This window comes from Intrasporangium sp. (assembly GCF_032907665.1).
GTDB lineage: Bacteria > Actinomycetota > Actinomycetes > Actinomycetales > Dermatophilaceae > Intrasporangium.
Map to the genome: position 1 here is coordinate 24,152 of NZ_JAJJPG010000009.1, position 26,202 is coordinate 50,353.

The 26,202-nt window shown below is 70.9% G+C and carries 17 protein-coding genes; 7 read left to right on the top strand and 10 right to left on the bottom strand.

What is annotated here, in order from left to right:
• Positions 1 to 43: 43 nt before the first annotated feature.
• Entirely contained in the window at positions 44 to 997 is a 954-nt protein-coding gene (locus LOY02_RS02855; RefSeq protein WP_317180816.1) for a hypothetical protein, read from the bottom strand.
• A gap of 86 nt (positions 998 to 1,083) precedes the next feature.
• On the opposite strand from LOY02_RS02855, the gene LOY02_RS02860 reads away from it, so the two are divergent.
• Entirely contained in the window at positions 1,084 to 2,187 is a 1,104-nt protein-coding gene (locus LOY02_RS02860; RefSeq protein WP_317180817.1) for a hypothetical protein, read from the top strand.
• Positions 2,184 to 3,116, top strand: a complete 933-nt coding sequence (locus LOY02_RS02865; RefSeq protein ID WP_317180818.1) for a UbiA prenyltransferase family protein — start codon at positions 2,184 to 2,186, stop codon at positions 3,114 to 3,116. The genes LOY02_RS02860 and LOY02_RS02865 overlap by 4 nt, the downstream gene beginning before the upstream one ends.
• Positions 3,117 to 3,183: 67 nt before the next feature.
• On the opposite strand, the gene LOY02_RS02870 is transcribed toward LOY02_RS02865, so the two are convergent.
• The 4 genes from LOY02_RS02870 to LOY02_RS02885 all read right to left on the bottom strand — a co-directional run bounded on the left by LOY02_RS02870 (position 3,184) and on the right by LOY02_RS02885 (position 7,544).
• Entirely contained in the window at positions 3,184 to 4,065 is an 882-nt protein-coding gene (locus LOY02_RS02870; RefSeq protein WP_317180819.1) for a DUF559 domain-containing protein, read from the bottom strand.
• Positions 4,066 to 4,229: 164 nt separating this feature from the next.
• Positions 4,230 to 4,886 carry a response regulator transcription factor gene (locus LOY02_RS02875; protein ID WP_317180820.1) on the bottom strand — a complete coding sequence of 219 codons (657 nt, stop codon included), beginning with the start codon at positions 4,884 to 4,886 and terminating at the stop codon, positions 4,230 to 4,232.
• A 79-nt stretch (positions 4,887 to 4,965) separates the two neighbouring features.
• Positions 4,966 to 6,231 carry a sensor histidine kinase gene (locus LOY02_RS02880; RefSeq protein ID WP_317180821.1) on the bottom strand — a complete coding sequence of 422 codons (1,266 nt, stop codon included), beginning with the start codon at positions 6,229 to 6,231 and terminating at the stop codon, positions 4,966 to 4,968.
• 191 nt (positions 6,232 to 6,422) lie between these two features.
• The gene (locus tag LOY02_RS02885) at positions 6,423 to 7,544 is read right to left on the bottom strand and encodes a hypothetical protein (RefSeq protein ID WP_317180822.1); all 1,122 of its coding nucleotides are present in this window, start codon (positions 7,542 to 7,544) and stop codon (positions 6,423 to 6,425) included.
• Between the two features lie 461 nt (positions 7,545 to 8,005).
• Here LOY02_RS02885 and msrA point away from each other — a divergent pair, with 461 nt between their 5' ends.
• The 3 genes from msrA to LOY02_RS02900 all read left to right on the top strand — a co-directional run bounded on the left by msrA (position 8,006) and on the right by LOY02_RS02900 (position 9,796).
• Positions 8,006 to 8,680, top strand: coding sequence for a peptide-methionine (S)-S-oxide reductase MsrA (gene msrA / locus LOY02_RS02890; RefSeq protein WP_317180823.1), 675 nt, complete (start codon positions 8,006 to 8,008; stop codon positions 8,678 to 8,680).
• Positions 8,681 to 8,683: 3 nt separating this feature from the next.
• Positions 8,684 to 9,139 (top strand): DUF5946 family protein, encoded by a 456-nt coding sequence (locus LOY02_RS02895; protein WP_317180824.1) that lies wholly within the window; start codon positions 8,684 to 8,686, stop codon positions 9,137 to 9,139.
• Positions 9,140 to 9,250: 111 nt separating this feature from the next.
• Positions 9,251 to 9,796 (top strand): hypothetical protein, encoded by a 546-nt coding sequence (locus tag LOY02_RS02900; protein ID WP_317180825.1) that lies wholly within the window; start codon positions 9,251 to 9,253, stop codon positions 9,794 to 9,796.
• Positions 9,797 to 9,890: 94 nt separating this feature from the next.
• On the opposite strand, the gene LOY02_RS02905 is transcribed toward LOY02_RS02900, so the two are convergent.
• The gene (locus tag LOY02_RS02905; RefSeq protein WP_317180826.1) at positions 9,891 to 20,393 is read right to left on the bottom strand and encodes a calcium-binding protein; all 10,503 of its coding nucleotides are present in this window, start codon (positions 20,391 to 20,393) and stop codon (positions 9,891 to 9,893) included.
• Between the two features lie 230 nt (positions 20,394 to 20,623).
• Positions 20,624 to 21,736: a CapA family protein gene (locus LOY02_RS02910; protein ID WP_317180827.1), complete on the bottom strand. Its 1,113-nt coding sequence runs from the start codon at positions 21,734 to 21,736 to the stop codon at positions 20,624 to 20,626.
• Positions 21,737 to 21,786: 50 nt separating this feature from the next.
• Between LOY02_RS02910 and LOY02_RS02915 the strand changes: the two genes are divergently transcribed.
• Entirely contained in the window at positions 21,787 to 22,248 is a 462-nt protein-coding gene (locus LOY02_RS02915) for an SRPBCC family protein (protein WP_317180828.1), read from the top strand.
• Positions 22,248 to 22,706 (top strand): GNAT family N-acetyltransferase, encoded by a 459-nt coding sequence (locus tag LOY02_RS02920; RefSeq protein ID WP_317180829.1) that lies wholly within the window; start codon positions 22,248 to 22,250, stop codon positions 22,704 to 22,706. The genes LOY02_RS02915 and LOY02_RS02920 overlap by 1 nt, the downstream gene beginning before the upstream one ends.
• 9 nt (positions 22,707 to 22,715) lie before the next feature.
• Here the strand turns inward: LOY02_RS02920 and LOY02_RS02925 are convergent, their stop codons facing one another.
• From LOY02_RS02925 to LOY02_RS02935, 3 genes are all read right to left on the bottom strand, one after another.
• Entirely contained in the window at positions 22,716 to 24,680 is a 1,965-nt protein-coding gene (locus tag LOY02_RS02925) for a M13 family metallopeptidase (protein ID WP_317180830.1), read from the bottom strand.
• Positions 24,681 to 24,850: 170 nt separating this feature from the next.
• Complete coding sequence (locus tag LOY02_RS02930; RefSeq protein WP_317180831.1) at positions 24,851 to 25,486, bottom strand: hypothetical protein; 636 nt, start codon at positions 25,484 to 25,486, stop codon at positions 24,851 to 24,853.
• A partial coding sequence (locus LOY02_RS02935; RefSeq protein WP_317180832.1) for a LiaF domain-containing protein occupies positions 25,483 to 26,202 on the bottom strand: 720 nt, incomplete at its 5' end. The genes LOY02_RS02935 and LOY02_RS02930, both read right to left, overlap by 4 nt.

A 26,202-nucleotide genomic window follows, 5' to 3' on the forward strand; every position in this document is an offset into this window, starting at 1 on the left:
GCCAACGGTTTGTCCGGGAGCCGGCCCAGCGGCATACGGCGGCTCAGGAGGACTGAGCCACCAGGTGAGCCCGGCAGGGCGGCCTCCCGGCACGCCAGGCCCCGACGGTGGTGGCGGCGAGCAGGAGTCCCCACACGAGCAAGGTCGCGTACACCACCCCGAATACCTCCATGGCGATGCCCTCGTCGACGAAGGTCGCTGCGCCGAGGAGGAGCTGGACGATCTGGACAGTGCCGATGACTCCGATCGGCAGGAGCATGAGTGAGCCCACGACCCCGATGCCGAGCAGCGGCCAACGCAGCACGCGAGGTCGGCGAGTGCCGAGGACCAGGGCCACCACGACACCGATGGCGGACAGCATGGTCGTGTCGCCCATGCCGGGCGTCGTCAGCTGGACCCCTGCGAAGACGTCGGGACGCGTCAGCCCCCAGGTGGCTCCGAGCCCCCACGCCGCCTTGAGGATGGCATAGGGAAGCGGCGCCAGAGCCGCTCCGATCGCCACGCCCCTCAGCCAGCGCGGCCGCTGGGCGGGCACGCCATCGCGCGTTCCACAGCGCCAGCACCTCGCGCCGCGGGCGCGGTACAGCAGCACGAGGACGGCAACCTCGACCGCACCCGCCACGACGACCAGCAGGTGCACGAGCGCCCTCACCCAGGGAACGGGCATCTCGAACAGCGACTCGGCCCCGGTGAAACGCTGGATGACCCAGAGGAGCACCGCGAGCGCCTCGTGCGGCACCCGCGGCAGGACGGCTCCTGACGTGACGAGGACCGCGCCCGAGACGACCGCGAGGACCCAGCCACGCGTCCTGCCACGCCGGACGGCGATCGCACCGACCACCGCCAGGGCTGCCGCCACCCACAGCGACCACGTGGGGAGCGCCGGCACCTGCGACAGGCGGCCCAGGGGCGCGTCGGCAACCGTGGAGACCGCTGCCGCGACGAGCAGGGCGAGAGCGCCGACGACGGCCGAGCGCCGCAGGGGTGTTGTCTCCATGCCGTCAGGGTGTCGCGACGGGGATGATCGGGCGATCCGCCGAATGGCAGATGGCCCGGAGCGCGTTCGGATCGCAGCCTGAGGTCATGACGACCGACGGATCGCTGCGTGCAGGACCGCCGCGGACCGATGCCCGACGAGCTCCCCGGGACGTCCGCTGGGTCCGGCCCTTCCTGGGCCTCGCCATGGTTGCCTACGCGGCCGCCGGGACAGCGTGGTTCCTCGGAGGGGCGTGGTACCCCTTCGCCGACGGCGAGGGCCTTGCCGCACATGGCGACTCGGTCCTGGCGGACGTCTCCCAGCGGATCGGCTCCGTGGCCGTCATCTCCGTGGCGATCCTCGGCCTCGTCACCCTCGGCATCACGTCGCTGCCACGACCCGGACGCATCGCCACGGTCGCGGCCATCGCGGCATCGTCGATCGAGTTCGGCCTCTTCGCCTTGGTCGTCCCGGACGGTCGCGTGCTCGTCGCGGTGGCGCACGTGCCGATCCTCGTCATCGGCCTGCCGTTCGGGTGGCCGGGTGGCGGTGTCACCATCGGCAGCCAGCTCCCGTGGCCCGTGGTGCACCAGGTCATCCTGCTCGGCGTCGGTGGCGCATGGCTCGTCCTGGCCCGAGACCTCGTCCGCCGCGCCCGGGGCGGCTGCGTCCACTGCGGGCGCGCGACCCGGGAGACGTGGACGCGTCCCGATCGTGCACGCGCCTGGGGCCGGTGGATGGTCGGAGCCGCGGTGGCTGTCCCGGTGTTCTACGCCACGACGAGGCTCGCCTGGTTCGTCGGAGTGCCCCTCGGTGTGCCCCGTTCCTTCCTCGAGGAGGAGGCGGCGAGCGATCCGACGATCTTCGCGGCGGGTGCCTTCATCGCGCTGCTCGCCCTCGGTGGCGCCGGGCTCACGTTGGGGCTCGTCCAGTCCTGGGGAGAGCGCGTCCCCGACTGGGTGCCGATCCTCGGTGGCCGAGTGGTGCCGCCTCGGGCCGCCATCGTCCCTGCGTCGGCTATCGCCCTGCTCCTGTTCTCCTCGGGCATCGGGGGGCTCCGGGTCTGGCTGCTCGGCCTCCATCCCGTGGACTCGGGATGGGCGACGACGAGCCCGGGCGTGCTGCTGCCCTTCTGGGGCCTTGCCCTCGCTGGGGCAACGCTGGCATACCACCTCAGGCGCCGAGAACGCTGCTCAGGGTGCGGCCGGTGACCTCGACGACGACGCGGCAGGGACAGGCAGCACCGTCCCGCCACGGGCGGCGCGGAGGGATCCTTCGGCTGCTCGCCCTGCTCGCCGTCACTCGCCCACAGTTCTGGCCGCTCGCCTGGGCCCCGGTCTGGTTCGGGTGGGCCGTGGCCACGGGCTCGTGGACGCCGGGCCTCGACGACCCCCTGAGGCTCGCCCTGGTCGGCATCGTCCTCGGCCCGCTCGTGTGGGGCTCGGTCTGCACGGTCAACGACCTGCACGACCTGCCGACCGATCGGCTCAACCCGAGGCGAGCGGGCGCACCTCTCGTCACGGGACTGCTCACCGCCCGCGACATGGCCATCTGGCACGCCGTCCTGTCCCTCAGCGCCGTGGGCGCCGCCGCCCTCGTGGGTCCCCGCGTCGCGGCCGCCACGGCAGTCGTCGTCCTGCTGGGCCGGGCCTACAGCGCCCCGCCCCTGCGGCTCAAGGTGCGCGCAGGGTGGGACGTCGCCGCGAACGCGGTCGTGGTCGGCCTCGTCGCTCCTGTCGCCGGCTGGTCCCTGCACCGCGCGGTCGCCGACTACCCGCCACTCCTCGGTGTCCTCGGGATGACGGTCGCTGCTGCGCTCTACCTGCCGACGACGGCCCTCGACCACGACCCCGACGAGCACGCCGGCATGGACACCTTCGCAGTGAGGTGGGGACCGCGGACCACCTACGGTCTCGGCCTCGTCCTCTGGGTCGTGGCACTCGTCACATGGCTGCTCGCCCTCGGCTCCGGCGTCCTGGGATGGGCCGGTGGGGTCACGGCCTCGCAGCTCGCAGGCGCCGCCGTCCTCGCCTCCCTGTATGCCGCGCTCACCCGTCGGCCCACGATCCTCCGCCTCGCCGGCATCGCCGCGCTCTTCGCCGTGGTCGGCGCCGACTTCCTCATGGGCGTCCTCGACTAGCGCCTGCACCAGCCGCCCGAGCCGATGGACTACCGCATTCGGCGCTCCCGAGGCTGATCGTGCTCCGTCACGCGGGCAAGGCCGGCGTGGTGGTCGTCCGTCGGCGCGCCTCGATGGTCGCTCGCACGGCGGCGATGACGTAGTCCTGCTCGTACATCACCTCGTGCCAGGTGAACCGGAGGACTACCCAGCCGCGAGCGGCGAGGCCGGTGTAGCGACGACAGTCGCTCCTTAGCGAGTCCCGGTCGGCATGGTGCTCGAAGCTCTCGGCCTCCACGACGATCATCAACTCCTCGACGGCGAGGTCGACCCGTGCAAAGAAGCCCTTGTCCGTGATCACGTACTGCGTCACGACGTCTGCGCCCCCGAGGATGCAGAGAGCCCGGAGCACCGACTCGAAAGGGTTGGCCGCCCCGCGATCGGCGTGGGCGAGAACCGACGCGACGCGGCGCCGGCTCCGCACCGGCAGCAGCGCCGCCCTCGAGGCCACCTCGCGAGGGTCCAGACCGTCGCGCCACGACGAGTCCGCGACCGCGAGGGCCTCGTCGAACGGCAGGCCGAGACAGCAGTCGATCACGGTGCGCACCTGGCTCGTCACCCAGCCGTCGACGACGTCGCCCGGGTCCAGCGACCGCCAGTGGCGAACCGCCGACGTGGCACGCCCCCGCCTCTTCCGCCCACGCGGGAAGGTCAGGTGCGGATGGACCGGCTCCTTCTTGACCCCCCAGCCCCAGTGGAGGGCTGCGGTCGTGTGCGAGGCAACCGCGGTCAGTTCCACCGCGGTGCGCCGGGTCTCGGCGAGGTCAGGCAGGATGTAGCGGCCCTTGCTGACACGGAGCAGCGCGCCGTCGCTGACGGCGCGCCGGATGGCCCTCTTCGTCAGAACCTTGCGCAGTTCCGCCCAGGTGCATGCACCCCCGAGCTGGGCCACCACCGTCGCAGCATCCATCCGCACCAGCCTGCCCCGTCGCGGCTCCGCCCTGGATCCTTGTCCACAGGGCCGACCGACTACCACGAGATCGCGTCGGGCAGGCTGGCGGAGCACGAAGCTGCCACGGCGGCGGAGCTCATGGTCGTCCGTGGGCTCACGTCTCGAACGGAACCCGGCGCAGGTCAGGTGGGAAGCTCCTCGACGACCCCCCTCGACCAGGCCCAGGCGGCGATGCCCACGCGGTTCGAGACGCCGAGCTTGGCCTGGATGTTGGCCAGGTGGGTCTTCACCGTGCCCGGGGTGACGAACAGCGTCCTGCCGATCTCTGCGTTCGTCCGCCCGAGGGCGACCTCGCGCGCCACGTCGAGCTCGCGCGGCGTCAGCATCGTGGCTGCGTCGTGGGCCCGGTGGTTCGGGTTCATCCGGGCGTTGCGGAGCAGCCGCATGGTCAGCTCAGGGCTGACGAGCGCGTCCCCAGTCGCCGCCGCGAGCACTGCCTCGATGAGCAGCTCCGGACGAGACCGCTTGAGGATGAAGCCGTGGGCCCCGTTGGCGAGGGCGGTCGCGACGTATTCGTCGAGGTCGAACGTCGTGACGACGACGACCTTCGTCCGCTCGTCGTCGCGCAGCTGACGGCACACCTCGAGTCCGTCCATCCGCGGCATCCGGATGTCAGCGAGCAGCACGTCGGGTCGCAGGTGTCGCGTGAGCTCCAGGGCAGTCACCCCGTCGGCGGCTGCCCCCACGACGGTGATGGTCGGGTGCCGACCCAGGACGAGCGCGAACCCGTCCCGCACCTGCTCCTGGTCGTCGGCGACGACGACCCTGACCTGTCGCACCGGCCGCGGAGTCCGTACGGATCGGACCGGTCGGACGGGTTGGTCGGGCGAAGTCGGCCGGGCCCGCCTCGCGAGATGTTCAGCCACCGCTCCCCCTTGTCGCAGGGTCGAACGAGGACCGGCCGAGCGGAATCGACGCCTCCGTCTCCCAGCCGTCCGACAGTGGGCCGGCCCGCAGGGTGCCGCCCAGCTCTGCGAGCCGGGTCGCGACCTCGGCGAGGCCGGTTCCCGAGCGGCGGCCAGGCTGAAGCGCCAGCCGGGACGTGGCCGCCCGTCCAGAGCCGGATGAGCCAGCCCACTCCCCGGACCCGTCGCCGACTGCGGCACCGCCCCGGTTGCGCACGACGGCGATGACCGCGTCGACCGTGCGGCGCACCTCGACCTCCACGCGTTCTGCTCCCGGAGCATGGCGGCGCACATTGGTCAGGGACTCGATGACGACACGGTGCAGCACCGTGCTCGCCTCGAGCGGCACCTGCTCGAGACCGTCCGCGTAGGAAGCAGTGACGGTTGCCGCGCTGGCCTCGGCGAACGCGGTCACGGCCCCGGGGAGGTCGCGGAGGTCGGGGTGACGCGCCGGCGGGGCCAGGGGCACGGCAGCGGCGTCCCCTCCCTCGTGGTTGTCGGCGCGGAGCAGCTCGAGACTGCGATCCATGGCGGTGAGGGCACTCGTCGCCGCACCCTCGATGCCGGCGAGGACTCGGCGCATCGTCTCCGGGTCGTCACCCGCGGCGAACCGGGCCGCCTGGGCCTGGCTGAGGATGCCGCTGAGGTCGTGGGCGACGTAGTCGTGCAGGTCGCGCTCGAGCTGCCGTCGCTGCGCGGCCCGAGCGGCCGCGACGGCCAGGAGTCGGTGGGCCTCGGCCCGGCGCGGGTAGGCGCCGGCGCCGACCGCCACGAGCGTGCCGATCGACCACGTCGCGAGACCGGCGACCAGTGCGACAGGCCTGAGGTCCGGGAGGAAGCGCAGGATCCACGCGCAGTTGGCCGCCGCAGCGAGGCCCGTGGCGAGCACGCCGCCCACACCCTGTCCCCACCGGCTGCCTGCGGCCACAAGGAGCAGGACCGAGCCCACCTCGAGGAGCACCCAGTTCCCGGACGCCTCGAGGGGCAGTGTCTCGTCGACGAGCACGGAGGCCGTCGCGATCAGTGAGACGGCGCCGCTCGAAGCCACGGCAAGATGGAGTACCGCGTGGCCGGCGGGTCGGCCGCGCACCAAGATGACGAGCAGGAGCACCACCGCCGCGGTCGCCACGGCCGTGGGGAGGCTGATGACCCAGCCGAGATGGCTCGTGAGGGCAAGCAGCGCGGCGAACGTCAACGCGGCCGCGGCGCCTGCGGACATCGTCCGCCACCGCGGCTGACTCCTGCCAAGCTCCGCGACGGGCCCGGCCGCAGTGACCCTCACGCCGTGAGTATCCCGCCGGTGGAGCCCCCTCGCACAGCCCTTTTCGGCGGGGTCGGCAGGCGCGTGGAGGGGCACCTGCCGACCCGGCGACAGGGCCGTATGCCGCTGAGCCGGCTCTGCGTGGAGGGTCACCGCGGGTGCGGGCCGCAGTGGGCGCACGCGCCACGTCGCCGTTGGTGGTAGGCCCAGGTCGCGCCGCCCAGTCCGATCGCCCACAGGAGCCACACGAGGCTCGGTAGCCACACACCCCAGTTGGCGAGGTCGAACCCGCCGTTGACCCGCGAACTGGCGAACATGAGCGCCGCCGGCGGCAGGGTCAGGGTGACCGTCGTGGCGGGAATGACAGCGAGCAGGACCGGCACTCTGCGTCCTCGCAGTCTCGGGATCCAGCGAGGGAAGACCTCGCCCCATCGGGCGACGAGACCGTGCGTCAGCGCGGCGCCACCGGTCGAGAGCACCGCCAGGGCGAGCCCCACAGTGAGCAGCTCGGGAGGATCCTGGAGCGAGACGAACAGCTCCTCCGTGAGACCGAGGGGCCAACCCAGCCACCAGGCCAGCCGGGTCACGTCGTAGGGAATCGTCGCAAGCACCGCGAGGAGGACCCAACGGCGCCCCCGGACCAGGAGGTGCCGTCGGCGCAGGACAGAGACCGGCTGGGCGGCGCCGGGCCGGCGTCCGCAGTGCACGCACCGACCAGCCGAACGTCGGTGCGCGGCGAGCGTCGCGGCGGCCCAGAGGAGCCCGCCGAGGAACACGAGCAGCAGGTTCACCCGGTGCCAGTAGAGGATGTCGCCCAGTCCGTCCTGGTCGCCGGGCACGCCGGTGAAGGCGAAGACGAGCAGGACGGGCCAGAGCGCGAGCAGTCCCAGCATCGTGTAGTCCGGGATGAGCGTCGTCGCGAGGACCGCCGACGAGGCGCCCACGACCAGCGCGGCGCGACGCACGATGAACGACTGCGTGCCCACGAGGAACACCGTCGCGGCGGCGACCCCGAGGCCACCGAGGACGGCGAAGCCCGGGCCGACGACCTCGGCAGGAGCCCCCTCGAGGATGGACATGCTCATCCGGTCCATCGGCACGGCCGCGAAGGGATACCAGTCCGCCCCGCGCCACCAGAGCAGGCCGGCGACGGCATAGGCCGCCGACCAGATCAGCGCGCCCCACGCCGTCCACCGCGGCCAGCTCGAGAGCAGCCGCGCGACGGCGGTCGTCGACCGTGTCAGCGGTGCGTCGTCGATGCCGGTTCGCATGGAGCCTCCTTCACAGCGGCTGGCAACGGAGCACGTGGGTGGTGACGCCACGTCACGCGAGTTCGTGCAGCAAGCGTCCGGGGAGCACGGGGGACTCGCCATCCGCCGTTCGGCAGAGATCGCGAGATCCCGGCTGTCGTTTGGGGCCACTCGACCAAGAGAGCCAGTCGAGTGGCCCCAAAAGCCCAGTCGAGTGGCCCCAAAAGCCCAGTCGAGTGGCCCCAAACGCTCGGGCCCTCACGGTCTGGCTGGAGGACCACGACGTCGAGTGGCCTGGAATGCGGGCCCGCGCAGGAGCCCGCCTCGGCCTTCGGGGCCACTCGACCGGGAGGTCAGGCTGCGTGCGGAACCGAGCCCAGCGGCATACGGGGGGCTCCTGCGACGTTGGACCAGCGCAAGGTCACGGCGAACGAGAAGGGTGTGACACTGGGATGGTGTTCGGATTCGGAAAGAGGACGACGATGCCCACCCGCGACGAGGCGCTGCCGGGGCGCGACCACCGGCCGTTCACCGTGGCGCCCACCCACGTGGTCCTCGGCACCCCCCTCGAGGGGCCGTGGCCCGACGGCTCCGAGGTGATGTACGTCGCCATGGGCTGCTTCTGGGGCGTCGAGCGGATCTTCTGGCGGCTGCCGGGCGTCGTCAACACGTCGGCCGGCTACATGGGCGGCTCCACGCCCAACCCGACCTACGAGGAGACGTGCACCGGTCTGACCGGCCACGCCGAGACGGTCCGCGTCGTCTACGACCCCGCCCGGACGTCGCCGGAGCTGCTCCTCAAGGAGTTCTGGGAGAACCACGACCCGACGACCGCCAACCGGCAGGGCAATGACGTCGGCACCGCCTACCGGTCCGCGATCTACTGGACGACGCCGGGCCAGCAGGCCGCGGCCGAGGCGACGCGCGAGGCCTTCCAGCACGTCCTGCACGACAACGGCTACGGCGAGATCACGACGGAGATCCGGTCCGCGGAGGACGCCGGGCCGTTCTACCTCGCCGAGGACTACCACCAGGGCTACCTGCACAAGAACCCCGGCGGCTACTGCAACCACGGCCCCAACGGCATGACGTGCCCGGTCGGGATCGTGCGGCAGGACCAGCTGCCGGCGCAGCAGGACATCGCTCCCCCGGCCTGACGCATGACGTGTGAGTGCGGACAGCCGCGGCCCTGCATCGACTCGTGGCACGAGGCCCTCGCGGAGGAGCAGCAGGACCGCACCATGTACCGCTGGCACCTACCGCTCGTGATGACCTTCGTCCTTCAGCACCGTAGTCAGTTCCGCGCGCGTCAGGCCTCGGCCCAGTACCAGCTCCTCCAGCTCTACGTGGACCGGGGGCTCGAGGCGGTGCTCCGGGTGGCCGCCCACCAGGTCGCCCGTAACGGGCGCGCGAAGTCCGGCTATGACCTGCGGCCCCTCGAGCCCTACGCCGCACTTCCCGCAGACGTGTGGCCGTCTGCGTTCGGCCTGAGCGTGCACGACCTGCGCGCCGGGGACGGCGGGTTCGTCTCGGACGGGTACGAAGCCTATGGCGAGCGGATGCGCCGCCTGTCCGAGGCAACCGTCGCGGCCTGGGCCGTGGCCACGCCGCTCTGATCTGCCGGATCCTCCGCGAGTCGCGGCCACGCATCTGCCGAACGGCGGAGTGCCCCCGACCACCTGCCGCGGTGACGCTGAAGCCATGCCGCGGAAGGAGTGTGGATCACGTTGATCCAGTCACAGACAGCAGCAATCGAACCGTCGCGTCTCATCCGCTGGGCGGCGTGGTTGGTGCCCGCCTGCGTCCTGCCGTCAGCCCTGTGGCGCGTCTATGCGATCACCCAGATCCCGCCCGGCTGCCCGGACAGCCCGGGCACCCGCGCCTACATGGTCGGCCTGTCGGCGGTCTCCTTCGGCGCGGCGTTCCTCACGGTGGGGCTGGTCAGCGAGTGGGGGCGTCGGCTGCCACGCTGGGTGCCGGGCCGCGGAGGCCGCCCGATCAACCCGCGCGTCGTCATCGCCGCTGCCTGCGTCGGGATCGCGGTGCTCGCGTCGGTGGACCTCTACGCCGTCCTCAACCCCATCTTCACGTGGCGGCTGCCCAACGACAAGGTGCCCGGCTGTCCCCCGCCGGACCAGACGGACGGCGCCTGGCTGGCCTACGCGGCCTACGCGCCGATCCTGCTCTGGCTCCCCCTGCTCACGGTGGTGACCATCGACTTCGCCCGCCGGATCCGCCTCGAGCGTCGCGCACACGTCGCCTCGCGCGCCTGACAGCGCGGGCGAGCCCAGCGGCATACGGATCATCCCGTATGCCGCTGGGCTCGCATCCGACGTCAGATCCCCTGCGCTCCAGTGCTTTTCACGGTCACGGCACGCAGGCCACCTCCTCGAAGTGCCCCGGCGTGGTCGGGTAGGCCGGGCCGGAGCCGTGGTCCCGGATGTCGGCCGTGTAGACCATGGCCAGCTCCCGGAAGGCTGACGTGCCCTCGGTGGTCACGTCGGAGGCCGACCGTCCGGCGCCCGTGGCCCAGGCCAGCTGCTGCAGGAAGTCCTGCATCGCCGGTGAGTGCTGACGGACGTCGTTGAAGCCACCGTAGGCCGCGTTGCAGTGGGTGTAGAGGTTGTAGACCCCGACCCAGTCGATGAGGCGGTCACCCGGGTTCGGCCCGTTGGCCGCCACGTCGCCCTGCATGACGTCACGGTCCCAGCCACCGTAGAGCCAGTCGGTGCCGTGGTGGTGGTTGTTGTTGGCCTCGTCGGCGTCGTCGGTGCCGGTCATCTCGAACCAGAGACACGGGTCGATGGTCTCGAGCGTCTTCTTCTCGCCCGTGGTGAGGGGCCAGTCGCCGAGCGTGCAGCCGGTGCCCGGCTCATAGCTGCCCCGTGGGCGCACATCGAGAAGGTCGGAGCCCGAGATGTCCTGCTTCTCGACGTCCGCTTCCCCGACCCCGCCGAAGACGTGGTCGACGAACCGGTCGTTCGTCCCGCGAGAGCTCGCGTCGAAGGCACCGTCCGTGAGGCAGTCCGACGTGGCCGCGTCGAGCACGGGGTCACAGCCGAGCCCGCCCCAGAGGACGTCCTCGCCGTCCCCGCCGAAGACCTCGTCACCGCCGCTGTCACCGTTGGCGACGTCGTCCCCGAAGCCGGCGTGGATGTTGTCGGCACCCGCGCCGCCCCGGATGAGGTCCCGGCCACCGGTCGTGATGCCGTCGTGGGGCATCGGGTCGTCGGTCGACGCACCGATCCACTCGTCACCGTCGACGTCGTGGAGCAGGTCGACGCGACGGTCGTAGGACTCCCGCCGGAAGCCCGTGAACGTCTCCGCCGGCGGGTTGTTCATCGAGAACGTGAACTCTGCAGGTGAGTCACCGTCGCTGAGGAACTGGTTGACCACGCCACCGCGGTCGCCGACGATCGCGTCCCGGCCGTCGTTGCCGTTGATGCGGTCATCGCCGAGCTCCCCGTAGAGGTCGTCGTCGCCCGCGTTGCCCGAGATGACGTCGTCGCCGTCCTGTCCCCAGATGCCGTCGTTGCCGGTGTCACCCCAGACGGTGTCGCCACCGAAGGCACCTGCGGGTTCACACGTCTCCTGCTCCTCGGTGCAGAAGCGCGTGCTCGGGCCCGGCAGCTGCGGGTCGTGCGTGCGGGACCGCGTGGCATCCGCGGGGACGGCGCCGTCCGGATAGCGATCGACGTACACCTGCTCGGATTGAGCCTCCGGTGTGCCCGTCAGGGTGCGCAGCAGGGATCCGTTGTCGCCGAGGACGACGTCGTCGGCCCCGTTGCCCTCGATGGTGTCGCCACCATCGCGGAAGGCGGGTGTGGAGGTTCCTCCGATGAGGTCGTCCTGTCCGTCCCCGTCACTCGTGCCGACGAGGAGCGCCGTGCCGCTGGGGTCTCCCGGCCATGCGGCCGAGATCGCCGCTGCGGGGGTGCCGTGAGCCGACGCGGTCCCGAAAGCGAGGTCGCCGAAGATGGCGTCCGCGCCGCCGTTGCCCTCGACGTAGTCGCCGCCGCCGTCACCGGTGATGACGTCGTCGCCGTCCTGGCCCTTGACCACGTCCACCCCGTCGCCGCCGGAGATCCGGTCGGCGCCGTAGCGGTCCGCGGCAGGCGCGTCGAGGTAGCCGGTCCCGGTGCTGCGGTCCCACGCCTCGATGACGCGTGGTGCCATGGCTGTGCCCGGAGTGCTGCCGAGGCGAACGGTGACCGCCGTCGGGGCCTGCCCCGTCTCAGGCCTCAGGACCTGGCCGTTGTCGCCGAGGGCCACGTCGTCCCCGGGGCCGCCGAAGATGGCGTCGGCGTCGTCGGGCTGTCCCGTCGCCGTCTCGCCCGAGCCGCTGCCCAACGGGTCGGAGCTGCCACCGACGAGGTCGTCGTCCCCGGCGTTGCCCTCGATCCAGTCGATGTCTGGTCCGCCCTCGGCGTAGTCGTCGTCGGCGTTGCCCTTGATGCGGTCGGTGTCGCGCTGACCGAAGATGACGTCCTCGCCGTCACCGCCCTCGATCTCGTCGGCGCCCCAGTTGCCGACGGTCGCCGTCGGGTCGAGGTCGAGCAGCTGGACCCCGTGGTTGGCGGCGAATCCGCGCATCCGGGTGACCGGCGTCGCGTCTGCGTCGATGACTCCCGACACGAGGATCGCGTTGTCGCCCGCGATGAGGTCCGGGCCGGCGTCCCCGTAGAGGCGGTCTCCGGCGTCGGGGCGGCCGATGCCCGAGCTCACCTGCTGGAAGGAACCGCCGACGATCTCGTCCTCGCCCGCGTTGCCGTGGACGACGTCGGAGTCGTTGTTGCCCTCGAGGTGGTCGTCGTCGTTGCCGCCATTGACCTCGTCGTCACCGAGACCGCCGTAGGCGGTGTCGGGGCCGTCGCCACCGTAGATCACGTCACCACGGCCCGCGTTCTCCGGCGTGCCGTCGAGATCGAACGGGATGGCGTCGGGGTCGTTGGCGTTGAGCGGGTCGTCGACCGTTCCGTTGTCCCCGATGAGGATGTCACTACCCGTGTCGCCGGCAAGGACGTCGCCGGCATCGGTGTCACCGGAGGGACCGGTGTCCTTGCGCGCCTCGGCACGCGTGCCGCCGTAGACGAGGTCGTCGCCGTCGCCACCGCTCGCGCGGTCGCTGCCGTCGTTGCCCTCGATGACGTCCTGGCCGTCCTGGCCGTAGAGCTGGTCCCCGCCCGTGTTGCCGAAGACGACGTCATGGTCCGCCTCGCCGTAGCCGCGGTCGTCACCGGAGCCGCCCCAGATCCCGTCGCCGCCGTCGCCGCCGAAGAGGACGTCGGCGCCCTCCTGGCCGCAGACGAGGTCGTCGGAACCGTGCCCCAGGACGCGGTCGCGAGCACCGCCCGCCGAGATCGTGTCGACGCCGGCGCCGCCCTCGATGAGGTCGTTGCCGTCACCCGTGCCTGCACTCGTGCCCTCGGGAACCGGGTCGGACGTCACCGGGGAGCCAGGCCGGCAGGTCTCGTCGTCCTCAGCGCCGACGGTCGCCTCGTCGCGCAGGGTGTCGCCGAAGACCGTCGACGGCCCGTCGCCACCGATGATGTGGTCGTTGCCGAGCCCGCCCACGAGCGTCTTGCTCGACGGCGTGACACCGAGCGGCAGGGGCAGGTGCTTCACGGTGCGCTTGAGGCCGAAGGAGACGCCCTCGATCTCGTGCTGGGAGCTCCCGAGCGCGCCGACCTCGCTGGGCTCGGCGATGACGTAGTCGTCACCCGGGCCACCGAAGACGGCGTCGGTCCCATAGCCGCCGACGAGGGCGTCACTGCCGTCACCACCGATGATCCGGGCGTGCTCGGTCATGGCGGAGTGGCTCGTGACGATGTCCTCGGCCTTGCTGCCGTAGACGACGTCGTTGCCCGTGCCGGTCTCGATGATGTTGGGCACCGGCTTGCCGTCGACCTCCGTCAACGTGTCCGGCTCGCCCTCGTCGTCGACGCCGAAGGTCTTCTCGATGGACGCATAGATCGTGTCCTTCGCGCTGCCCCCGGCGATCTGGTCGCTGCCGTCGCCGCCGATGAGCGTGTTGCCCTTGGACGTGACGGTGCCGCCCTCGCCGTCTGGCCGATCGGACGCGACCCCGATCTTGTCGTCGCCACCACCGCCGTTGACGCGGTTCTTGCCGAGCCCGACGCTGATGATGTCGATGCCCGTTCCGGACTGGGACCCGATCGTGGGGTCGTTCGCGAGCTGGGTCCAGTTGATGAGGTTCGCGAGCTCCTCCGTCTCCTCACCATGGTTGTCCTTGTCGACCGCATTGAGCGTGACGGTTCGCGTCAGCTCGGGCGCGCCCAGGGTGCCGTCACCGGACACGAAGTCGTCTCCTGCGCCCGTGGTGATGGCGTCGGCACCGTCACCGCCGGCAACACGAGCCACCTTGTCGGCCGCGTCGGCAGTGACGACGCGGTCGTCGCCCCTGCCCCCGTCGACCCACGAGTTGCCGGTGCCCGTCTGGATCTGGTCGTTGTGGTCGGAGCCGATGACGACTGCGTCCCTGCTGAAGACGGTGAGGTCGGCCGCCGTCGTCGGATCCGTGCTCGTGTCCTTCTTGCCGTCACCGACGAGTGTGACGATGAGCGGCGCGAGCGAGCCGCGGCCGTCGACGACGACGCGCGTGAGGTCGGTGTCGAGGTAGTCCCGACGCTCGCCGAGCATCTGCACCGAGAAGCCGTCGAAGCCCGGGTGGGTGCCGGCTTCGTCACCGGGCCGCTGTGCGAAGTGGAGCTGAGTCACCTTGACCACGTCGGCCTCGGTGTCAGCGGTGTTGGCCCACGGGGCTCCTCGCTCTTCGTCGGTGGCGAACTTGCCGGCGAAGACGACGAGGGTGTCGCCGACCGTGCCGCCCAGCCTCGGTGGTGGCGGCTCGCAGTCCGGCTGCGCCGTGAAGTCGAGCAGGGTGACGTCAGCCAGGGTGAACGAGAAGGTCGTGCTGAACGGCGAGAAGCCGATCGTGATGTAGACCCTGAGGAACAGACTCAGCCGTCCCGTCGTGGTGAACAGGCAGAGCGGGTTGTTGATCGCTGCCTTGAGGAACTCGCTCACCCGGAACTTGCCGTCGTTGTTGGGATCGTTCCAGTGGAAGCCGATGGTCAGGTGGAGGCCACCCTCGATGCCGACTTCGATGATGAAGGCGCTCACCGCCGCCCCGGCCGCGATCTCGCCGTCGAGCCGCACGACGGGCACCGGCTTGCCGTTGCTGTCGGTCGTCTTGAAGTAGAGCCCGTCGAGCAGCTTGACCGGGTCGATGCCCGTGTCGCCACTCGCCTGGGCAGCCTCGATGGCGTAGCGGATGCCTGCGGTGTCGAGACCGGCCATGATCTGCAGGGTGACCGACGCCGACCCGGACAGGGTGACCATGACCGGCGGTGGGGCGTAGACCGGCCCGAAGGACTGGCGCCAGGTGAAGCCCAGCGTCAGCGGTCCGCTGTCGAACTCGACGAGGGCCACGTCGCTGCCCATGAGCAGGCTGAAGACGGAGGCCGGGTTGTCGAGGATCGGGAAGGTGAAGCCGGACTCGTTCGCCGACCCCTCACCGCCACCGGTGCCGAAGACGGTTCCCTTTCCGCCCTTCGTGTTGAGCTCGCCCTTGAGGGCGTCACCGGTCTTGGTGCCGGCGCTCGGCGTGACGAGCGAGTCGGCGCTCGTCGGCGACACGCTGGTCTGCAGCGCCCTGTCCCCGGGCACGGTGAAGGCGCCGATGTCGATGAGGCACGTCGTCGTGCACTCGGGCAGGTTGTTGACGAGCGTCGTCAGCGCGAGGACGCGCTCGACGAACTCGAGGTCAGGTCCACCGGCGAGCGTGTTGAAGGTCTTCGCCAGGGTGATGAGGCTGACATCGCCACCGCCGGCGAGCTTGCTCAGGTCGGACAGGACCGGGATCGGCGCGTAGAGCGTGTCGATGACCGGCTGGATCGGTCCGGTGACCGCCTTGACCTTCTTGAGGACGGGGCCGAGGAGGCCGGAGAAGAATCCTCCTGCGTCGAGCTTGACGTCCTTGAACTCGATCGTCGGAGCGCCGAGCGAGGAGATGTTCTTGTCGGTGATGCTCCAGTCGAGCAGGAAGTTGGCCTGCACCCCGGGCAGCGCGGAGGTCGCGGACGCCTTGACGATCCAGTCGACCTTGACGTTCGCCGAGAGCGAGATGCCGAAGAGGGAGGCCACGTCGCTGTTCGCGATGTCGTCGATGGTGAGCACCGAGTTCGCGGTCTCGGGCACCGACGTCGACGTGAGGTCGACGAGGAACGCACCGGCGAAGAGGGGCACATCGCCCTGCTTCTCGACGTCGATGTCGAGGAAGGCGAGCTCGGCCTTCATCGTGTCAGGCATGTCGAACCGGGCACCGATCCCGAACTCGGGAGCCGGGGCGCCGTTCTGCCAGTCGTCGTGGGTGTAGATGACGAAGCCGCGCGTCCGGCTGATCCCGGCCTTGAGGTGCAGCTGGAGACCGAGTCCGTAGGTGATCGCGTCGTCCGGCCCGGAGCGCAGCGCGAGGCCGGGGATGCCGATGTCCATCGGCAGCTTCTTGCCGTCACCGAGGCAGCCCGAGCCCGCCACACAGCCTTCGGTGGCGCTGACCTCTCCGGCGAGGACGTCGAAGGACAGGTTGACACCGTCGATCTGGTCGGCGGGGCAGTCGATGAGCATCGGCTTCTCGGTCACCGGCGTGTAGGCGGACGGTGCGGCGTTGCTCGTGTCGGTGAAGGTCTGCGTGGCACCGGCGGCGGCGTCGACCACGGTCACGAGCCCGAAGGCTCCGCCGTCCTTGCTCCGCAGGATCTTGTACTTCGTCGCACCAGAGACCGACGACCAGTCGAGCTTGATCGAGTTGCCGCCGCCGAGGTCGGTCCAGTCGGTCGTCGTCGTGGACTTCGCCGAGGGCAGGGTGTCTCCGTCCGTGCCGGACCCACTTCCCTGGCTCGCGACGACCTGGTATTCCCACGTGGTCGCGCCCGCTGTGGACGGTGTCGGCGTCAGCGTGGGCGCACCGGCCGGTTCGAGGTCGGCGGAGCACTCGTAGCTGACGACGAGATTGGCGTCCTCGAGCCCGGCAGCCGCGATGGCGGCCTCGAGCTGGTCGTTGATGTACTCGCGGGCCTCCATGGGGCTCGCCGGGATGTTGCCCAGCTTGTCCTTGATCTCTGCGCGCAGCTTGGCGATCGAGTCGGCACCCTGCTGGAGGTCCTTCCCGACGAAGGGCAGCTTGCCGTCGAGGGTCGCCACCCGCATCGCCTGCTCGATCTTCTCGAGGTAGCCGTCGATGCCGGGGCCGACCTGGGTGAAGTCGGCAATCGCGTTGGCGAGCGCCGTGGCGATGTCCCCAGGGACCTCGAGGCGAGCCAACGCGTCGTCGGGGGCGGGCAGGTTGCCGGTGAGGTCGACGAGGTCGGCGGGGTCGTCCGAGTCCTCGAGGCGCAGGGCGATGTCGCCGAGGTCTGATGGCGACCCGCCGGCGACCACTGCATAGAGCGGGATGCGGCCGCAGACCATGAGCTCCGTCGTGATGTCCGGCTCACAGCTGACCGCGTCGTTGTTCGCGTTGAGCGTGGCGTCGACGTTGGCCAGGAAGGTGCTGAAGCTCACGGGGGTGTCAGCAGCCGCGGTGGCGTCGCCGAGGTCGAGGCTCAGGCTCGCCCTGACCTCGGCCTCGTCGGTGGGGATGCCGGCCGAGATGGTCAGCGGGCCGAGCGTGCCGGAGGCGGTGCCCTCGAACTCCGCGTCGGCCTTGATGCTGATCTTCGAGTCGGCGAGCACCTTGAGGCTCGTCGCGTCCGTGGGCCCGGTGCCGGGCTGGAGCGGGACCACGAGGCCGACATCGATGCCGCCGGCCACCGCGACGCTGCCCTGCCCGGACGTCGAGGCCGAGATGGCCGGGCCGCCGTCGAGCTGCAGCCGGAGCGGCGAGGAGGCCGTGTAGGCACGGTCCCACCCGAGACCGAGCACGAGGCTCGGCGTTCCGCCGTCATCGAGGTAGCGGAAGCTGAGCGCGTCGTTGCCGAGTCGCTCGTTGAGGAGCGCGACGAGGTCCTGCAGGTTCTGCGGTGGATGGACCGACATGATGTCGATGGCGTCGTCGAGCGGCGAGCGGAAGCTGTAGGCCGCGCCGCTGGCCGGAGGGGTGGTCCACGGTTCGGTGAGCGTCACCTCGTGGGCCCCGTCCGTGGACTTCACGACGGCGACCTGGGTGCCGACGATGACCGAACGCCCGACGTAGGACGCGTCGAAGGTCCGGTTGTCGTCCGTGAGCGTGCTGGCGCCATAGGTCACCCCCGAGCCCTCACCCGACGTGTCGCGCCGCATGAGGTCGCGCAGGGACATCCCGAGGCCGGGGATCTCGGTGCTGTAGACGCCCGAGGGACCGCCCGGCTGGGCCTCGGCGAGCTGGGCGGCGAGGGTCTGCAGGGTGCGCAGCACGATGGCGAAGAGCTCTGCCTGTGAGCCGGGCTTGATGTCGAGCGCGAGGATCTCGTCGAGCTCGGTCACGTCGAACTGGGGACCGTCGCTGCCGGTGGTCTCGGTGAGGTCGTTCCACGTGGCTTTCGCCGTCACGCTCGCCGCGCCGGGCAGGAAGTCGTCGGCCTCCGGGATCGACACGGTGACGTCGCCGTAGGCCCGGACGTTGAGGTCGATGTCGAGCAGGTCGCCTGCCTGGCTCGGGCCCGTCGGGGTCGTCGTCACGAGCCGCTCGAAGAGCTCGCGCAGGCGCAGGTCGTGCTGCGCGTCACCGGTCTGCTTCAGGCCGATGGAGAGCATGTGGCCGGTGCCCGGCACTGAGCAGTTGGCGGATGCCGAGCTGTTGCACACCTCGAGGTTGCCGCCGAGGTGCACCTGGAAGAAGCCGGCATTGGCGGTGAGGTCGATCTTGGTCTTGATGGGGAAGTCGGCCGTGAGCAGAGGCAGGCCGGTCCGGACCATGACGCGGTCAGCGCCGAGCGGCAGCGACTCGATCTGCGTCTTGAAGGTCCCGTTGGTCTCGGTGAACGGGCAGGGCTCCGTGTTGCCCTCGAAGCCGACACAGGCCGACCCGGTCTTCGGGTCCTGCAGGTCGAGGACGAGGGTGAGGTCGGCCGTGAAGGACGGCGTGACGGTGGCGAAGGTCTGGGCCGCGTTGGCGCGCAGGATCCCCCGCTTCGGACCGGAGCCGGGTGCGTCGGTGAAGCCGTCGCCGAAGGTCACGGCGCCGAGCTGTGCCTCGGGGCCGACGATGACAAACGGTGTCGACGACGACGCAGGCTTCCCACCGATCCAGTCGGTTGCGAGCGTGAGCGAGTCATCCGTGTTGGAGATGATCTCGCCCGCCGACGTCCCCGCGACGACCCGCATCCCGACCCACTGGCCATCCGTCCACGGGGTGCTGCCGTCGTTGAGGGTGAGGCCGTTGTCGCTGTAGGTCGCCCCCGGCTTGGACACCTTCGCGGCCCCGGCGTCCATGGGCACCGGAGAGGACGGAGCCGCTTTCGTCATCCCGAGGTGGAACATGAGCTTGCTCGTCGTGGAATCCCAGTCGAGGCCGTCGACGAGCATGCCGGAGGCCTTGAGCTTGGTGATGAGGTCCTGGAGCGACGTGAATGTCGGGTTGCCGATCGTGCTCGCGTCGAAGCCGGGGGGCGACGGCTGGTTGGGGTCCGGCGCCTGGACGACGTTGGCCTCGAGGAAGTCGACGAGCACCTCGTTCGCCTTGACGGCATCGGAGACGGTTCCGCGCAGGAACGGCAGGTCGAGGTCGCCGAGCAGGTCGGTGCCCGAACCGGTGCCGTCGGCGTCGTACTTCGCCTTCTGGATGCCCGTGAGGGCGGTGGCGACCTGCGCCAGTCCGTCCGCGAGGTCGCGCAGGCTCATGTTCTGGAACTTGCCGACGATCGAGGCGAGGTCGGGTGCCGTGACCGTCGGTGTGCCGGTAGAGATGTCGGGCCAGGTGATGGTGATGTCGGCCGCGACACTCGGGAAGGTCACGCCCGCAAGGGCGCTCGTGTCAGCAGTCACCGACATCGTGCCACTGACAGATCCTGCGGTGCCCGGGTCGCTGTCCGATCCGGTCGGGTCGAGTCCGGCACTGACGAGTCCCTGGAGGGAGCCGTCGGCCGCGAGCTCACCGTCACCGGTCCCCGCCTCGTCGAAGGCCAGGACGCCGTCGTTGTTGGGGTCGTTGAGCTTCGCGAAGGCGTGCGCCTTGACGGCGAAGTCGGTGCTGCTCAAGGTCACTCCGAGGATGCCGACGGCAGCCTTGGCCGATGCCGACAGCTCCGCGCTGGCATCCACGTCGACCCGGGGCGCGTGAGCGGCATCGCTGGCGAGGTACACGCGGTTGGTCGTGGGCCCGGTCCAGACGACCCAGAGAGATACCGACGCCTCGACCGACACCGTCACGCCCTGGGGGGCGGCGAGCTCGACCTTGGGGCTGGACGAGCTCACGTTGAGCGCCTGGTCGGCCACGGTGCGGGTGACCTCGAGCGCAACGTGCACGCGCTTGCCGTCTCCCAGGTCCTCGACGTCGACGTCGAGGGTGCCGTCACGCCCTCCGGGCAAGGAGACCGGCCCGTCCGCGGAGTCGAGCGCGGCCCAGGTGTCGAGGCCCGCCACCTCGTTCGCGATGCCCTCCTTGACGAGGTCGTCGACTCCGGCCAGCCCGCCCGGGCTCGCTGCGACGTAGGGGATCGTCTTGGCGAATGCCCCGATACCGCTCAAGCCGGTCATCCACTCGGCGAGGTTCGCGGTGCCGCCACTCCCCCCGAGCAAGGCGACGACCTTGTCGACGCCGGGATCGGGATCAGCCGCGGCAGCCGGGGACGGGATCGCCAGCCCTCCCACCCCGATGAGGGCAGCAGTGACGACGGTCGAGACGAGTGTGCGGACAGGCTTGTGCGCCATGGTCATTCCCCCTTGGACCACTCCGCCGGCTCGGTTGGAGGGAGCCGGTCACGAGTCGCATCCGCCAACCAACGTAGCGAGCGCGTCCGCGACCTGTCCGCGGATTGGCGAAATCCGGCCATCGTCGAGTGGCCCCGAATGCACGCCCGTCGAACGCGGGGACCAGCCCGAGTGCGCGTCGGGCGAGGAGCCCGCCCAGCGGCATACGGCCACGTGCGCGTGAGGCGGGCTCAGGCGACGGGTACGCCCAGGCGGCCGTCCCGGGCGAGCTCGACGCGAGTTCCGAGATCGCGGGAGGCTGCGTCGAGGGTGTCTGCGAGCCAGCGGGAGTCCGCCGCGTTCGCGCGCTCGAGGCGCAGCCGCCGCGTTCGGAAGGGAACGAGCTGGAGTGCTCCCAGATCTCCGGTGGCCGCGTCGAGGGTGACCAGGTAGAGGACGCGCAGCTCACCCCGGAACTGCTCGTAGCCGCGGATTCCCTCGTAGTCGTTGACGAGGTCGCCGCAGCCGTGGAGCACCAGCCCCCCGCCACCGACCTCGATGGGTCTGGCGTGGTGCGAGGAGTGTCCAGCGACGACGTGCACTCCGCTCTCGACGAGGCGGCGGGCGAAGGCCCGCTGGTCCGCGGGGACGTCGTAGCCCCAGTTCGTGCCCCAGTGGATCGACACGACCCGCACGTCGCCGGGCGAGCTCGCGGCGAGGAGCCTCCCGCAGATCAGCTCTGCGCTGTCACGGGAGAGATCGTCGACGAGCGCGACTCCGGCTCGGGTGCGCCCGGCCTTCCACTGGGGTGGCACGCCGCTCGACGGGTGGGCGACGCAGAGGACGACGACCCGCCCCTGCCCGCCGGGGACGGGGACCACGGCCGGGGCCCAGGCGACCTCGGCATCGCGACCCGCTCCAGCCGTCGTCAGCCCTGCGGCGCCGAGCGCACCGAACGTGTCGAGCAGTCCCTGCCGCCCGTGGTCGAGGACGTGGTTGTTGGCCAGGCCCCACACGTGCACCCCGGCCACCTCGAGGACCGGGAGGTTGGCCGGGGACATCCGGTAGAGCACCGCCTTGCCGCGCTCCCGGTCCTCCGACTGGGTCACACTCGTCTCGAGGTTCATCAGCCGCACCGCGGAGGGCACCTCGTCCATGACCTCCAGCGTGTCGCCCCAGGGGTACTCCGGTCCGACGGGCCGCGGGATCGGACCGCTCACCCGCTCGGCCAGTCTCACGTAGTCCCGGGCATCCGTGACGTAGCGCTCGGTCAGCACCGGCGCACCCGGCTCCGCGAGGATCTGGTCGATGCCCCGGCCGGTCATGACGTCCCCGCCGAGGACGAGGCGAACGGTCTCGCCCATCCGTCAAGGGTAGTCGCCGTCCAGGCACCGTCCCGTGACAGGATCGGCACATGGCCAAGGAGTTCCGTGTCCACCGCTCGATCGACATCGCTGCGCCGCCCGAGCGGATCCTCCCGCTCCTCACCGACCTGAGGGCCTGGCAGAAGTGGTCGCCCTGGGAGGGCCTTGATCCCGCCCTTGAGCGGACCTATGCCGGAGCGGAGTCCGGGGTCGGGGCCGTCTACGGCTGGCGCGGCAACAGCAAGGCCGGCCAGGGGCGGATGGAGATCGTCGAGACCGCGGAGGACCGGGTCGGCATCGACCTGCTCTTCGCAGCACCGATGAAGGCGCACAACCGGGTCGACTTCGAGCTGACGCCGAGCGAGGCCGGCACGCGCGTCAGCTGGGTCATGACGGGGCCGCAGAACCTCGTCATGCGGCTGATGAGCAAGGTCTACTCGATGGAGAAGATGATCGCCCCCGACCTCGAGAAGGGTCTTCGACAGCTCAAGCAGGTCGTCGAGTCCTCGTGATGGCTTCCCACGAGCTCGTCATCCGCCCGGCGACCCGTGACGACATCCGGGCCATCGTCGAGCTCCTCGCCGACGACGAGCTCGGCATGGCGCGCGAGAGCCCGGAGGACCTGGCGACCTACGAGTCGGCGTTCGCACGGGTGGCTGCCGACCCCGGCCAGCACCTCGTCGTGGCCGACCGTGGCGGCCGCGTCGTCGGAACCCTCCAGCTGAGCGTCATCCCGGGCCTGTCGCGTCACGGCACGACCCGTTCCATCATCGAGGCGGTGCGCGTCGCCTCCAGCGAACGCGGATCCGGGCTCGGGACGACCCTGATCGAGTGGGCCGTCGAGGAGTCCCGGCGTCTCGGTGCTCACCTCGTGCAGCTGACCTCCGACAGCACACGCACCGACGCCCACCGCTTCTACGAGCGGCTCGGATTCGTCAAGTCACACGTCGGCTTCAAGCTCCCGCTCTGACCGGCGCCGTCAGAAGATCCGGACGCGCTCCTCCTCCGGCAGCCACATCCCGTCACCGGGAGTGACCGCGAAGGCCTCGTGGAACTCCGTGACGTTGCGCACGGCGTTGCCGCGGACGTCGAGCGGCGAGTGCGGGTCGACGGCGAGCAGCCGGATCGCCTCGGCCTCGCGCGCCTTGCCCTTCCACACCTGCGCCCAGCCCATGAAGAACCGCTGCGGACCGGTGAACCCGTCGATCTCGGGCATGCCCGACTGCTCGGTCGCGATCCGGTAGGCGGCGTAGCCGATCTGCAGACCGCCGAGGTCACCGATGTTCTCCCCGACGGTGAGGGCCCCGTTGACCTTGTGCTTCGGGTCGAGTCCGGCGGGTGTGTACTGGCTGAACTGCTCGATGAGGCGCTGAGCGAGCGTGTCGAACCGCTCGCGGTCCGCCTCGGTCCACCAGTCGCGCAGGGCACCGCTGCCGTCGTAGCGCGAGCCCTGGTCGTCGAAGCCGTGCCCGATCTCGTGGCCGATGACGGCGCCGATGCCCCCGTAGTTGACGGCGTCGTCGGCCTCGGGGTCGAAGAAGGGCGGCTGGAGGATCGCGGCCGGGAAGACGATCTCGTTCATCGAGGGCATGTAGTACGCGTTGACCGTCTGCGGCAGCATGAACCACTCGGTGCGGTCGATCGGCCCCCCGAGCTTGGCGAAGTTGCGGTCCACCTCGAACTCGGTGGCGCGGCAGACATTGCCGACGAGGTCCGTGGGGTCGATGTCGATCGAGGAGTAGTCGCGCCACACGTCGGGGTAGCCGATCTTGGCGACGAACCGCTCGAGCTTGTCGAGTGCCTCCTTGCGGGTGGCCTCACCCATCCACTCGAGGGAGGCGAACGAGCGTCGGAAGGCCTCGACGAGGTTGGCGACGAGCTGCTCCATGCGCTCCTTGGCGGCCGGCGGGAACCAGCGCTCGGCGTAGAGCTGCCCCACGGCCTCGCCGATGGCGCCCTCGACGACGGCGACGCCGCGCTTCCAGCGCTCCTTGTTCTCGGGCTGCCCCGACAGGGTCCGGCCGTAGAAGTCGAAGTCCTCGTCGACGAGGGCCGAGGGCAGCATCGAGGCGAAGGTGCTGACGACGTGGAAGGTGAGCCAGGCCTGCCAGTCGTCCAGGTCGACGTCGCCCAGCATCTTCCCGAGCCCCGAGACGAAGCTCGGCTGGCGGACCACGACCTTCTCGATCGCCCCCTCAGGCGCCTGCATCGCGGACAGCCACGTGTGCCAAGGGAACTCGGGGGCAAGGGCCTCCGCCTCGGCCAAGGTGTACGCGTTGTAGGTCTTGACGGCGTCCCGGCTGGCCACCTTGTCCCAGTGGTGCGAGGCGAGGCGCGTCTCGAGGGTCATGATGCGGGCCGCCTTGTCGCCCGCGCCGGGGATGCCCGCGAGGTCGAGCAGCCGCTCGAGGTGCTCGACGTAGGCGGCACGGATGTCCGTGTAGGCCTCGTCGCGGTAGTACGACTCGTCGGGCAGCCCCAGACCGGCCTGCTCCAGGTAGACGGTGTAGTCCTCCGGCGAGCGCTCGTCCGGACTGACGTAGAGGGCGAGCAGCCCCGTGACCCCGAGTCGGTGGAGGCGCCCGAGCGTTGCCGCCAGCGCCTCGGTCGAGTCGATGCCGGCGACCTCGCCGAGGAGTGGCAGGAGTGGGGCCAGCCCGAGCTCCTCGACCCGCTCCGTGTCCATGAAGCTCGCGAAGAGGTCGCCCACCTGCCGCCTCGGTGAGCCCGCCGGGGCGGCGCCGTCCCCGGCGGCCTCCTCGATGAGCTCATGGACGCGTGCGGTCGACTGCTCGCGGAGCACGTCGAAGGTGCCGAAGCGCGCCCGGTCCGCCGGGATCTCCGTTGTGTCGAGCCAGCCTCCGTTGACGAAGCGGAAGAGGTCGTCCTGCGGCCGGGTCGTGCGGTCGAGGCCGGTGAGGTCGAGGCCGGAGGGCGTGGTCACGGGGTCTCCTTCGTCGCGTACTGGCGGGGTCGGGTGCGGTCCTCCCGACCCCCTACCGTATGCCGCTGTGCCGGCGACGCTCGACCCCACCTCCCAGCCCCTGGGCAGACACCGCTGCCGCCCGGGCCCGCGGTCCAGGTGACCTCGCCGGCGGCGCGGCAGGATGGTCGTCAGTCGGTGCCGCGGCTCCGACCACCGGCCAGGACGCCGATGAGCCCGACGACGAGCAGGAGCCCACCGAACGAGGCGAACACCATCGGGCCCATGGTGCGCATGTCGAGGTCCCGGCCGGCGAGGTTGGTCACGAAGACGAAGCCGGCGACGATGATGCTGAGCAGCCCCAGCATGATCGTCAGTGGTAGGGGGCCGCGGCGCACCCTGACGAGGCCCTGGCTCGGCGGCGACCACTGCGGTGCCGGGGCGACCGGCTGCGCGGGAGGGGGCGGCGACTGCAGGTGCGGAAGGGAGGGTGCTCCCTCGGCCGCGCGGACGGCGTCGTCCGGGACGGGTGTCGCCGGCTCCACCGTGAAGGGCGCGGGGCCGTGGGGAGCTGGGTCGTGCTGGGTCATGGCCGATCCTGTGGTCTCGTGGTCGTGGGTGGCTGGGTGGGCGTTGTCCGGGTTGCCGGCCTGCTCGAGGTGCTCCGTCGGCATCTGCTCGATCTGCTGCGTCGTCGGGTGCTCGATGTGCTGAGTGTCCGCCGAGTCGACCTGCCGGGGGCCCAGCTCGGCCAGGTTCGGCGTGTCCGAGGTCTCGAGCGGCAAGGTCGGGTCGTCGCGGGTCTCGTCGCGCTCACGGTCGTTCACTGCGCCGCCCCCGTCCGGATCGTGATCTGACCGAGTCCGACCTCGGCGTCCACGATGATGTCCTCCTCGGTGCCTTCCGGGCCGTAGGTGAAGGTCTCATCGAGGATGGTCCCACCGCGGCTGGTCTGGGTCCCGCCCTCGTTGCTGTCGAAGGCGAGGAGCTCACCGGCTCCCCCGCTGGCCTTGACGGTGACCCTCACGTCCTCAGGCACGACGAGGCGGAGCTCGCCCATGCCCACGGTGGCACTGACCTTCTCGACGCCCTCGCCCGAGAAGTCGGCGTCGGTGAGGTCGACGAGCATCTCGCCGATCCCGAGCTGGAAGGACTGTTCCGCGGCGAGCGTGTCTGGCTGGTGGGTGCGCTCGCCCACCGAGAAGGGCTGGGTGAGGCCGTCGGGCATGACGCTGACGAAGACCGATGCCGTCATCGCGGCGATCGCGAAGGGCGCGAGCCAGCCCGACCGGCGGCCGGCGATCCCGGCGATGACGATGCCGAGGCCGAGGACCGCGAGGCCGGCGGCGATGCCGACGGCGAGATGGCTGCCCTGCCACGCGAGGCGCCCGGCCTGCGTCGTGACGGCGACCCCCGTCAGGATGGCCGCCCCGAGGGTGAGCAGTCCGGCGGCGAAACCGATGCCCCGGGTCCGCTCACGCGGGGGCGTCGGGACGGTGACCGTGAGTGGCGCGCTCGGGTGGCCACTCGGGTGGCCGCTCGG